The sequence below is a fragment of the Bacteroides sp. GM023 genome, from assembly GCF_014750685.1.
GTDB lineage: Bacteria > Bacteroidota > Bacteroidia > Bacteroidales > Bacteroidaceae > Bacteroides.
In genome coordinates this window covers 203,397-215,221 of record NZ_JAAXGE010000006.1, presented here as the reverse complement: position 1 = coordinate 215,221, position 11,825 = coordinate 203,397, and the positions used below count along the sequence as shown (strand labels likewise).

Here is an 11,825-nt window from a genome sequence, read left to right as displayed (position 1 = left end):
GTCTTTTATTTCTTATTTGGGAGAAATAAAGATGTTACTTCCGACAATTTTATAATCAATAGGTATAGAGTTTTGCAATGATTTCAACACAGATTCGATGTCCGACTTCCGTTTCAGTACGCCGGAGTAAGTCTTGTCCGACCGGATGTCGGGAGACAAGATAATCTTCACGTCATAGAAACGTTCCAGAGCTTTGGTGATGGTGAATATATCTGCTTTTTGGAAAGGAATCAGGTTGTTATGCCATACGGCATCCATCTTGGCATCCACTTGCTTCACAGTCAATCGTCCGTTGTTCTTGTTCAACTCCGCACGTTGTCCGGGAGCAAGGATGATTTGTCCTTCTTCCTTGTTGCCTTTCACTTCGATTTCGCCTTCAATCAATGTCGCTTCGGCTATCCGACAACGTTTGTCGCACTTGAAATTGAATGTCGTTCCCAGTACGCGTATGCGCATGGCGTCACTTTGCACGGTAAACGGCTTGTGCCGGTTCTTCGTTACTTCAAAGTAAGCTTCTCCTTCCAAGTGTACATTGCGTTCTTTCTCGGAAAACTCACGCGGATATTTTAAAGTCGCCGAGTTATTCAGCCAGACTTTAGTGCCGTCCGGCAGAACGACTTCCTTCACAATACCTTCGTTGGCAACTGCAACCATCAATTGCTGGTCGTTTCCATTGTGGTAGAACCAGTATCCGGCTCCGCCACCAATCACCAATATCACGGCAATGGCAGCCGCATATCTCATCCAGCGATGCATACGCAGTACCTTATTTTGTTTTCCTTTCTCTTCGTCCAGCTTCTTATAAAGCCGTTTTTCCGCACGAATCATCCGTTGACCGTCGGCATATTGGTCGAATTTACCCAAATGATAAATTTCTTCCATACGAAATAACTGGCGGGCATTCTCTTCCGATTCCTTCATCCAAGTATTTACTTCGATAAGTTCTTCTTCGGAACATTGTCCTGTCAGATATTTGTTGATTATATCTTCACTCAGATTACTCATTTTCTTTTCCTTCATATTAATAATACAATTCAGAACGCAAAAACACTTATCAATCCCTCCATAAAAATAAGAAAAGAATTATCCAAAGCGGGTCGAGACGACTACGCAAGTACTTCAGAGCCTTATACATATGAGCTTCTACCGTACGGAGCGAGACACCGAGGACATCAGCTATCTCCTTGTTTTTCATTTCGTGCAGATAGCTTAGCTTGAATACTTCTTTGCATTTATCCGGCAATTCATTAATCGCGTCGTAGATTTCTTTGCGGAGTTCCCTGTCTTCAATCCGCCGGATAACTTCGTTGTTGTCCGGTTGGTAGAACTCTGCACGCCTTTGGTTGATTTCCTCCATGGCAGCACAGTAGCCGTCTTCCACATTGCGATGTTTCAGAACGTTGAGGGCACGGGTGTAGACGGCACGATAGAGGAAGGCTTGAATTTGGTCGCCTATCTCTATATTGTCCTTCCGTCTCCATAGCTCCACAAAAACATCCTGTACCACGTCTTCCGCTTCTTCTTCTCCTACCAGACGGGTAGCATAGAAAATCAAGCTGGGATAGTACTTGCGAAATAATGCTTTGTAGGTTACATCGAAGTTTTCATTCATTCTCTCAGTCGATATTAGTTCAGGTTCACTCAAGGTTTCTTCTCCTCAAATAGGACTCCGATTGTTTTTGGGGTATTGCCCATTTCAAATTCTACGGTAGCTCCACTCATGATTTGTTCATGGGTGATATACGTTTTGTCGTATGGCTGACCGTTTACTTTGATTGATTGTATATAGATATTCTTCTTATTTACATTAGGCGCGAGTATGGTGAAAGTCTTGCCATTAGCCAGATGCAACTGCATTTCGGGGAATAGGGGAGTACCTATTTCGTACTTTCCGCTGACCGGATTAACCGGATAGAAACCCATTGCACTGAATACGTACCATGCCGACATTTGTCCGCAGTCTTCGTTTCCGCAAAGACCAGCAGGCTCGTTCTTATAAAGCTCGTTCATTACTTTTGCCACGTAATATTGAGTCCGGTCATTGAATCCTATCGAGTTGTACAGATAGATAACATGATGGCTCGGTTCATTGCCATGTGCGTATTGGCCAATCATTCCCGTACTGAAAAGCGGAAGTTCTGCGTCTGCTGCCGGATGATAAGTGAACATGCTGTCCAGCTTCTCGGCAAATCTGTCTTTACCGCCTACAAGGTCTATCAGTCCGTCAACATCATGCTGCACCGACCAGAAATACTGCCATCCGTTGCTTTCACAAATATGCGGTGTATAGTCGTCCGCCTTGAAATCTTTGATAAAGTTTCCCTTGTCATCCCGTGGCTGCATGAAAGAAGTTTCGGGGTTATAGACATTCTTATAGTTTTGGGCACGTTTGTAGAACGCGTCTGCGATGTCTTGCTTGCCCATCTTCTTTGCCATTTCGGCAATGCAGTAATCGTCAAAGGCATATTCCAGTGTTTTGGATAATGACCAGTTCTCAGCGTTGTAGTGGTCTGTCACGTTGTAAGGGATATAGCCCAGTTCCTTGTAAAGTCCGATGCCGCGATAATTATCCAGGTTGGCAGTGGCTACACAAGCGTTTAATGCCTTTTCTGCGTCAAAGTCGCCGATGCCTTTCAGATAAGCGTCTACGATGACAGGAACGGCATGATAACCAATCATCATGTCAGTTTCGCTTCCGTAGAAATTCCATACGGGCAGGCGTCCGTTCTGTTCGTAGAAGGCGATGAAGGATTTCACCATGTCGTTGACACGTTCCGGTTCGGTGTAAGTGAAGAGAGGATGGGCGGCACGATATGTATCCCACAGGGAGAAAGTACTATAATTTACCCAGCCGTCAGCTTGATGTACTTTCTTGTCGGGGCCGTAGTAAGCTCCGTCTACGTCGCTGTAAATGGTAGGAGCAATCATGGAATGATAGAGAGCGGTATAGAAGTTGACTTTATCATCCTCATTGTCGCCTTTTATTTCGATTTTTCCGAGTTGGCGGTTCCAGTTTGCTTTTGTTTCAGCCAGGTATTTGTCGAAGTCGTTTTCGGGAACTTCGGCTTGCAGGTTCTTGCCTGCACCTTCCATGCTTGTACCGGAGATGGCGGTGTTTACAAGTATTTGTTCCCCTTCTTTGGTGTTGAAGTCGAAGCGGGCGATAACGGCTGTACCGATACGTTTATTGTCTTTGATAATGGCAGTAGTATCCAATTCCATTTTCTCAAAAGGCTTGGAGAAGCGGGTACGGAAGTAGATATGCTGGTCGCGTGCCCATCCGTCAGAGAAACGGTAGCCCTGGATAGTGACGGAGTCAATTGCTTCGATGTAAGAGTCATTGGTGAAATCCCAGTTCATGGCTTTCTTCAGGTTTAAGAAGATGGCGGCTTGTGCTTCCGGGAAAGTGTAGCGTTGGATACCGCAACGCTCCGTTGCAGTCAATTCGACGTTGATATTGTAATCTGTCAGACGTACCTGGTAATAGCCGGCAAAAGCACTTTCATCCTCGTGGGAGAATTTGGAGTGGATGCCCAGCGGTGCTTCCGCTTCTTTATAAGGCAGAGTGACAGGCATAAAGGAAATGTCGTACAAATCTCCTGCTCCGGTACCGGAGAGATGAGTATGGCTGAATCCGGCAATCGTACTGTCCGGATAGAAATAACCGGAGATGCGGTCCCAGCCGGGAAGCCCGTTGTCGGGACTAAGTTGCACCATGCCGAAGGGAGCTTGGGCGCCGGGATAAGTGTTTCCGGTGAAGTCGGTTCCGATAAATGGATTTACATACGATGTGTAATCTGTTTCGTGTTTTTCTTGCGTAGGGGTACAGGAAATCAGCATGCAGGTTAACAGCAGGCATAGATAAGCAGGTGTTCTCATCATTCTTTCGGTATTAGTGATTACTTATTTTATTTATTTGAAGGATAAGAAAAATAATTAATCTGTTTGCAAAGGTAGAAAAAAATGTGACATACTGCCTGGATTGGCATATAAAAAAGCGTGTCTTAAAGTATTTTCGACTTTAAGACACGCTATTCTTTTATTTATTTACTCTTAGATTCCTGCGAGTTCCAGTACTTTTTCAACGGCTGCCGGTAGTCCGTCAGCATTCTTGCCGCCGGCAGTAGCGAAGTGAGGTTGGCCGCCGCCGCCACCTTGAATCAGTTTGGCGGCTTCTTTCACCAGGTTACCTGCTTTCAGACCGGTTGCAACTAAGTTGTCGCTCAGCATAACTGTCAGCATCGGTTTGCCATTGTCTGTGCTTCCTGCCACGAAGAACAGGTTTTCTGTAATCTCGCCACGAAGTTGGAAAGCGATATTCTTCACTACTTCTGCCGGTAGCGGAGAACAGAACTTGATAACTTTGACGCCATGAATTTCCTGTATATTCTTCAACAGTCTTTCTTTCAGACTGGCTTCTTTTTCTTTCATGAAGTCTTCTACCTGCTTCTTCAAGCCTGCATTTTCATCGAGATATTTGCGGATGGCAATACTCAGGTCGGGAGCATTGTTGAAGAGAGCTTTCAAGTCACTAAGTGTATCCTGAATAGTGTCCAACAATTCCTCTACGCGTGCTCCGGTATATGCTTCGATACGACGAACGCCGGCAGCGACAGAACTTTCCGACATGATTTTCACCATACCGATATTTCCGGTTGCAGCTACGTGCGTACCACCACAGAATTCGATAGAAGAACCGAACTGGATAACGCGTACCTTGTCACCGTACTTTTCACCGAAAAGAGCGATAGCACCCAATTCTTTAGCTTCCTCGATAGGAATATTGCGATATTCTTTCAAAGGAATATTAGCACGGATTCTTGCGTTAACGATATGTTCTACTTTACGAAGCTCCTCGTCAGTCACTTTTTGGAAGTGAGAGAAGTCGAAACGTAATGAATCCGGTGTAACCAACGAACCTTTCTGCTCGATATGTTCACCCAAAACTTCACGCAGGGCAGCATCCAGCAAGTGAGTTGCCGAGTGATTGGCTGCGCAGGCAGCACGTTTGTCGGTGTCTACACAAGCCATCATCGGAGCTTCCGGATGTTCGGGTAACTTTTTGGTAATATGTATCGGAAGGTTGTTTTCTTTCTTGGTGTCGATTACGTCAATCGTCTCGAACTCGCTTACCAGTACACCGGTATCACCTACCTGACCACCACTTTCCGCATAGAACGGAGTGTAGTCAAGTACAATCTGATACAATGTCTGATTCTTCTGTTTGATTTGACGATAGCGGAGGATGGAAGCCTCGTATTCTGTATAGTCGTAACCAACAAATTCGGTTGTTCCTTCTTTCAGAACAATCCAGTCGCCTGTTTCGATAGCGGCAGCATTGCGGGCACGCTGTTTCTGCTGCTGCATTTCTTCGTTGAATTCCTCGATATTGACAGTCATCTCGTTTTCGCGGAGAATCAATTCTGTCAGGTCGAGCGGGAAACCGAATGTATCATATAAGGTAAAGGCATCTTTACCGCTGATTTCTGTCTTTCCTGCTGCTTTCGTATCTTCCATTGTCTTGTCCAACAAGCGGATACCTGTCTCCAGTGTGCGAAGGAATGATTCTTCTTCTTCCTTGATTACTTTTTCAATCAGTGTCTTTTGTGCAATCAGTTCAGGGTAAGCATCTCCCATGTTGTCGATAAGCACAGGAAGCAGTTTGTACATGAACGCCTGTTTCTGTCCAAGGAACGTATATCCGTAACGAACGGCACGGCGAAGGATACGGCGGATTACATAACCCGCTTTAGCGTTGGACGGCAATTGACCGTCTGTGATAGAGAAAGCAATCGTACGGATATGGTCGGCAATAACGCGCATGGCGATATCCTGCTGCTTGTCTTTTCCGTATTCCGTGTTCGACATGGCTGCGATAGCTTTCAGCATCGGCTGGAACACGTCTGTATCGTAATTGGAAATCTTGCCTTGCAAAGCCATGCAAAGACGTTCGAATCCCATACCGGTATCAATCACTTTGGCAGGAAGCGGCTCGAGAGAACCGTCTGCTTTACGGTTGTATTGCATGAACACAAGGTTCCAAATTTCAATCACCTGCGGATGGTCATGGTTTACGAGGTCACGACCGGAGATTTTCGCACGTTCTTCTGCCGGACGAAGGTCGATATGGATTTCGGAACAAGGTCCGCAAGGGCCCGTATCGCCCATTTCCCAAAAGTTATCGTGCTTGTTACCATTGATGATATGGTCTTTCGGAAGGAACTGTTCCCAATAAGAAGCAGCTTCGTCGTCACGGCTCAATCCTTCTTCGGGACTTCCTTCGAATACGGTTGCATAGAGGTATTCCGGATTCAGTTTCAGTACATCTACGAGATACTCCCATGCCCAATTGATTGCTTCTTTCTTGAAGTAATCGCCAAACGACCAGTTGCCGAGCATTTCGAACATGGTGTGGTGGTATGTGTCGTGTCCTACTTCTTCCAGGTCATTGTGCTTTCCGCTTACGCGCAAACATTTCTGTGAGTCCGCTACTCTTTGGTATTTCGCCGGGTGGTTACCCAAAATAATATCTTTAAACTGGTTCATACCCGCGTTTGTAAACATCAGGGTAGGGTCGTCTTTTATCACCATTGGAGCCGATGGAACGATGTGGTGTCCTTTCGACTCAAAGAAATTCTTGAATGAATCTCTGATTTCTTTTGCAGTCAACATATCTTCTATATATCTATCGTTGAGGTTAATATTCTCAAAAAACTGTGCAAAGATAGCTTGTTTTTATTACTTTTGCCGTATTAACAAGCGAAATATTTCCAAAAAGATGCGCAAAGTATACTACATCTATAATCCACAGACCCAGACATATGATCGAATTTACCCTACCGTACGGCAGCGTGCGCTTAGTATTCTGCGCCGGCTTTTCTATGGTATGGGGCTGGGAGCGGGGTGTTTCATCATATTGCTCCTTATCTTCGGCTCTCCGTCGGAGAAGGAATTAAGAATCGAGAACAGCCGCCTTTTGGCACAGTATAACGTGCTTTCACGTCGCTTGGACGATGCTATGGGAGTGCTTCAGGATATCCAGCAACGTGATGATAACTTATATCGGGTTATTCTTCAGGCAGACCCGGTTTCTCCAGCTATCCGCCAGGCTGGTTATGGGGGGACGAACCGTTATGAGGAACTTATGGATTTGGCGAACTCGAAGCTGGTTGTGAATACCACTCAAAAGCTGGACGTGCTTTCAAAACGTTTGTATATCCAGTCCAAATCTTTCGACGACGTGATAGATATTTGTAAGAATCACGATGAAATGTTGAAATGTATTCCGGCCATCCAGCCTATTTCAAATAAAGACCTTCGTCAGACAGCATCCGGTTATGGTACACGTATTGACCCGATTTACGGTACGACGAAATTCCATGCGGGGATGGACTTCTCTGCCCATCCGGGGACAGACGTTTATGCTACCGGAAATGGAACGGTAGTCAAAGTAGGATGGGAAACCGGATATGGCAATACGATTGAAATCGACCACGGCTTCGGTTATATGACTCGTTATGCACACTTGCAGGGATTCAATACAAAAGTCGGAAAGAAAGTGGTGCGTGGTGAGATTATTGGGAAGGTAGGTAGTACGGGAAAGAGTACGGGACCGCATCTCCACTATGAAGTTCATGTGAAAGGAAAGGTCGTGAATCCGGTCAATTACTATTTCATGGATTTGAGTGCGGAGGATTACGAGAAGATGATTCAGTTGGCTGCCAACCACGGTAAGGTATTCGATTAATCTTATAATAAAGAGGAGACGCTATGCTTAATACGGATAAAGAACTGAAACTATATTATTCGATTGGAGAGGTGGCCGATATGTTCGGAGTCAATCCATCTTTGCTTCGTTTTTGGGAAAAGGAGTTTCCGCAAATCTCTCCCAGGACGATTGGGAGAGGGATACGTCAGTATCGCAAGGAAGATGTGGAGACAATCGGGCTTATCTATCACTTGGTGAAAGAAAAAGGAATGACACTGCCCGGTGCCCGCCAGCGTCTGAAAGATAATAAGGAAGCTACAATTCGTAATTATGAAATCGTGAATAAACTGAAAGCGATAAAAGACGAACTTTTAGCTATCAAACGGGAATTGGACGGAAGAGAATAATATAAGATAAAACGACGAACGGTGAACAAGTATGCAGTATCATGCGCTACTTGTTCACCGTTCATCGTTTTTATCTTTATCGTTAATATTTATTCTTCTACACGACTCACCTGCTTGATATTCTGAATCTTTTTCAGATTATTGCAGATTGTTTTCACGTCATCCACATCATGCACCCATAACTGTATTTTTCCTTCAAAGATACCATCTTCGGTTTCGATGGTCAACTTGCGGATATTTACATTGAGTTGCCTTGAAATGACCTGGGTCACTTCGTTCAGAAGTCCCATGCTGTCTATACCTTTTATATATATATATACGAGGAAAGAAAGCTCTTTGTGCGTATCCCATTCCGTAGCCAATATACGGTTGCCATAACTGCTCTTCAGTTTGGCTGCGACGGGACATTGGCGTTTGTGAATAATAATCCGGTCGTTTTCATCCACATAGCCCAGTACATCATCACCGGGAATCGGGTGGCAACATTCTGCCATGATATATTTCTTTTGCAGGCTTTCTTCCGTCAACTTGAGCACTTGCTTCGGGTTGATTTTTTCTTTTTCCTGCGGCTCTTTCTCTTCCTGCGGCTTTTCTTTATTGCTGTTGCCGAAGGAGAAAGTAAGATATTTCTTCCAGTTGCTGGTTTGCTTTTCTTTCAGTTCGTTCTTATCCGCTTCGCCCAGAACAATTGCTTTGCTGCCGATAGCAGCCAACAATTCTTCTTCGTTCTTTGCATTGTGAAATTTGCGTAACTTTTCAGTAACGGAATCATCCGGACGGATTTCTTCCTTCTTCAGGAACTCGCTAAGAATCTCTTCTCCGATTTTCTGATTAGCCTTACGTTCTTTGCGGAGAATCGCCGCTATCTTGGCACGGGCACGGGCGGTGGTTGCAAATACTTCCCATTGCGGTTGCACACGTTGCGATTTCGAAGTCAATATTTCCACTTGGTCGCCACTTTGTAACTTATGGCTTAGTGGCACTAACTTATGATTCACTTTGGCACCAATACAATGGCTGCCGATATCCGTGTGCAGGGAGAAAGCAAAGTCGAGCGCCGTAGAGTTCTGCGGCATAGTCTTCAATTCCCCTTTCGGTGTGAATACAAATATTTCGGATGCAAATAAATTAAGCTTGATGGTATCCAAGAAGTCGATGGCATCCGGTTGCGGGTCATCCAATATTTCCTTGATTGTTTTCAGCCATTTTTCCAGTTCGCCTTCGTCCTCGCTACCGCCACCTTCTTTATATTTCCAGTGAGCGGCAAAGCCTTGTTCGGCAACGTCGTTCATCCGTTCGCTACGGATTTGGACTTCAATCCATTGTCCGTTGTTACCCATCAAAGTGACGTGCAACGCCTGGTAACCATTTGCTTTTGGATGGCTGACCCAGTCGCGCAGACGGTCGGGATGAGGCTTGTATATCTTGGAGATAGAAACGTAAATATCGAAACAATCGTTGAGTTCTTCTTCTTCGTTGCGTGGTTCGAAGATGATTCGGACAGCCAGCAAGTCAAAGATTTCTTCGAAAGGAACATGCTTGGTCTGCATCTTGTTCCAAATGGAATAGATTGATTTTACACGGGCAAGTATCCGGTATTTCAATCCCATCTTATCGAGCTGTGTACGGATAGGGGCTGTGAAGTCATTGAAAACCTTGTCGCGTTCGGCGGCTGTGGCATTCAGTTTCTCTTCTATTTCCGCATATTCTTCGGGATGTTCATATTTGAAACTCAGGTTCTCAAGTTCAGTCTTAATCTTGTAGAGTCCCAGGCGATTGGCCAATGGAGCATAGATATAAAGAGTTTCTCCAGCAATCTTGTATTGTTTGTTGGGCAACATGGAACCAAGGGTGCGCATGTTGTGCAAACGGTCGGCTATCTTGATAAGGATTACCCGGATGTCGTTGGACATCGTGAGCAGTAACTTCTTGAAGTTCTCCGCCTGTGCCGAAGCACGGTCGCCGAAGATACCACCGGATATTTTAGTCAGTCCGTCTACAATTTGGGCAATCTTCGGACCAAAGATATTCTCGATGTCTTCTACCGTATAGTCAGTGTCTTCCACTACATCATGCAGTAAAGCTGCACAGATAGAAGTGGAACCAAGACCGATTTCATTGCATACGATACTCGCGACGGCAATCGGGTGCATAATATAAGGTTCGCCGGAACGACGTTTGATACCTTTATGCGCTTGATTGGCGAAGTTGAAAGCCTTCGTTATGATTTCGACTTTCTTGCGATGTTTTGTGCTGAGATAATCATTCAGTAGTTCGTGGAACGCCTGATTGATCATCTCTTCGTCAGCTATTTCTTTGGGGGGCAGATTATCCATAATTGTTATCCTTTCACTTGCTTAGTTTTGCAAAAATAAGCAAATTTCCGAACGGTGCAAGCGGGAAACCGGTTATTTGTATATTTTCAATCGTTTTCCTGCGGAAATTTTTGTATTGGACATTCCGTTCCACCGCTGTATATCCTTAACACTGACACCGTATCTTCCGGCAATAGATGACAAAGTGTCACCACTTTTTATTGTATGATAGGTCGGTTTGCCTTTACCGGCAACAGCCGTTGTCGCTTTGCGTGTTGCAGGCGTAATGTCTTTCACAGCCACTGTCTTACGGTTGCGGAACAACTCGTCGGCACGGTGCGCATAAATCGTATCCTGTCGGTCGATAAAAGTGCTGATTGCTTCGATAGGCAAACGGAGTGTGTAAGGCTTGCTGTCTCCCGGAATCATATACTTCTTATATTGCGGATTCAAACTCTTGACCTGATCCAACGGAACATTGCAAAGGTCGGCAATCTGTTCGAAGTGCAGGTTCTTGTTGATTTGCACTGTATCCGTACTTGCCGGGATGTTTGTTTCCATCGGGCAGATATTATGGTCGCAATAGTAAGTCATCACGTAGTTGGCTGCGATAAAGGCAGGTACGTATCCACGTGTTTCTTTAGGCAGATAATTGTAGATTTTCCAATAATCTGTTTCACCGTTGGCACGGCGGATCGCTTTGTTGATAGTGCCCGGGCCGCAGTTATAAGCAGCAATCACAAGATTCCAGTCTCCGTAGATGGCATACATCTCTTTGAGGTAACGGGCAGCAGCCCAAGTCGCCTTAATCGGGTCGCGGCGGTCATCAACCAGGCTGTTGGATTCCAGCCCGTAGATTTTTCCTGTACCAATCATAAACTGCCATAAGCCGGAAGCTCCCGCACGGGATACGGCTGAAGGATTCAGTGCAGACTCGATAATAGGAAGGTATCTCAGCTCCAACGGAAGCCCGTATGCGTCCAACGCTTCTTCAAAAATAGGCATATAGAAGTTGCAGGCACTCAACATGAACGAAACCTGATTGCGCAGACGCCCTGCATACATATCAATGAATTTGCGAATAATATCATTGTAAGGCATTTCCATGACAGCCGGGATGCGTGACAAACGGTCGATGTACACAGAATCACTGAACAGAGGATTGATATCCGCTGTGCTGCAATCTTTGCCTAAATCAATATAGTTCTTAGCTTTCCAGTCATTCAACAGACTGTCAAGAGGATATGTCATACTTTTAGGCAGGTCGATGCTTTCTTTGCGTTCAGTTCCATTTTCACGAATCACTACATCTACACTTTGCGCCTTTACTTGAGACGTTGCTACCAGTAAAAGGAAAATAATCGAACAATAGTTTACTAATTTCTTCATGCTTCA

At 45.1% G+C, this 11,825-nt stretch carries 8 protein-coding genes; 2 read left to right on the top strand and 6 right to left on the bottom strand.

Annotated elements, in window-relative coordinates:
* Window positions 1-12 precede the first annotated feature (12 nt).
* The 4 genes from HC965_RS14560 to alaS form a co-directional block, all read right to left on the bottom strand.
* Complete coding sequence (locus HC965_RS14560) at window positions 13-1,020, bottom strand: FecR family protein (RefSeq protein ID WP_191032143.1); 1,008 nt, start codon at window positions 1,018-1,020, stop codon at window positions 13-15.
* 34 nt (window positions 1,021-1,054) lie between these two features.
* Window positions 1,055-1,612 carry an RNA polymerase sigma-70 factor gene (locus tag HC965_RS14555; protein WP_191032142.1) on the bottom strand — a complete coding sequence of 186 codons (558 nt, stop codon included), beginning with the start codon at window positions 1,610-1,612 and terminating at the stop codon, window positions 1,055-1,057.
* A 29-nt stretch (window positions 1,613-1,641) separates the two neighbouring features.
* The gene (locus HC965_RS14550) at window positions 1,642-3,879 is read right to left on the bottom strand and encodes a GH92 family glycosyl hydrolase (protein WP_191032313.1); all 2,238 of its coding nucleotides are present in this window, start codon (window positions 3,877-3,879) and stop codon (window positions 1,642-1,644) included.
* 174 nt (window positions 3,880-4,053) lie between these two features.
* The gene (gene alaS / locus HC965_RS14545) at window positions 4,054-6,672 is read right to left on the bottom strand and encodes an alanine--tRNA ligase (RefSeq protein ID WP_191032141.1); all 2,619 of its coding nucleotides are present in this window, start codon (window positions 6,670-6,672) and stop codon (window positions 4,054-4,056) included.
* Between the two features lie 106 nt (window positions 6,673-6,778).
* On the opposite strand from alaS, the gene HC965_RS14540 reads away from it, so the two are divergent.
* On the top strand, window positions 6,779-7,747 hold the full coding sequence (locus tag HC965_RS14540; protein WP_191032140.1) for a M23 family metallopeptidase: 969 nt from the start codon (window positions 6,779-6,781) through the stop codon (window positions 7,745-7,747).
* A gap of 23 nt (window positions 7,748-7,770) precedes the next feature.
* Window positions 7,771-8,115, top strand: coding sequence for a MerR family transcriptional regulator (locus HC965_RS14535; RefSeq protein WP_044657075.1), 345 nt, complete (start codon window positions 7,771-7,773; stop codon window positions 8,113-8,115).
* Window positions 8,116-8,204: 89 nt separating this feature from the next.
* Here the strand turns inward: HC965_RS14535 and HC965_RS14530 are convergent, their stop codons facing one another.
* The gene (locus tag HC965_RS14530) at window positions 8,205-10,451 is read right to left on the bottom strand and encodes a bifunctional (p)ppGpp synthetase/guanosine-3',5'-bis(diphosphate) 3'-pyrophosphohydrolase (protein WP_191032139.1); all 2,247 of its coding nucleotides are present in this window, start codon (window positions 10,449-10,451) and stop codon (window positions 8,205-8,207) included.
* Window positions 10,452-10,523: 72 nt separating this feature from the next.
* The gene (locus tag HC965_RS14525; RefSeq protein ID WP_191032138.1) at window positions 10,524-11,819 is read right to left on the bottom strand and encodes a lytic transglycosylase domain-containing protein; all 1,296 of its coding nucleotides are present in this window, start codon (window positions 11,817-11,819) and stop codon (window positions 10,524-10,526) included.
* Window positions 11,820-11,825: the final 6 nt, after the last annotated feature.

Bases quoted from the DNA above. Each gene is read 5' to 3' on its own strand.
- HC965_RS14555 (WP_191032142.1), bottom strand. From the start codon at position 1,612: ATGAATGAAAACTTCGATGTAACCTACAAAGCATTATTTCGCAAGTAC.
- HC965_RS14540 (WP_191032140.1), top strand. From the start codon at position 6,779: ATGCGCAAAGTATACTACATCTATAATCCACAGACCCAGACATATGAT.
- HC965_RS14560 (WP_191032143.1), bottom strand. From the start codon at position 1,020: ATGAAGGAAAAGAAAATGAGTAATCTGAGTGAAGATATAATCAACAAA.
- HC965_RS14550 (WP_191032313.1), bottom strand. From the start codon at position 3,879: ATGAGAACACCTGCTTATCTATGCCTGCTGTTAACCTGCATGCTGATT.
- HC965_RS14530 (WP_191032139.1), bottom strand. From the start codon at position 10,451: ATGGATAATCTGCCCCCCAAAGAAATAGCTGACGAAGAGATGATCAAT.
- HC965_RS14525 (WP_191032138.1), bottom strand. From the start codon at position 11,819: ATGAAGAAATTAGTAAACTATTGTTCGATTATTTTCCTTTTACTGGTA.
- alaS (WP_191032141.1), bottom strand. From the start codon at position 6,672: ATGTTGACTGCAAAAGAAATCAGAGATTCATTCAAGAATTTCTTTGAG.
- HC965_RS14535 (WP_044657075.1), top strand. From the start codon at position 7,771: ATGCTTAATACGGATAAAGAACTGAAACTATATTATTCGATTGGAGAG.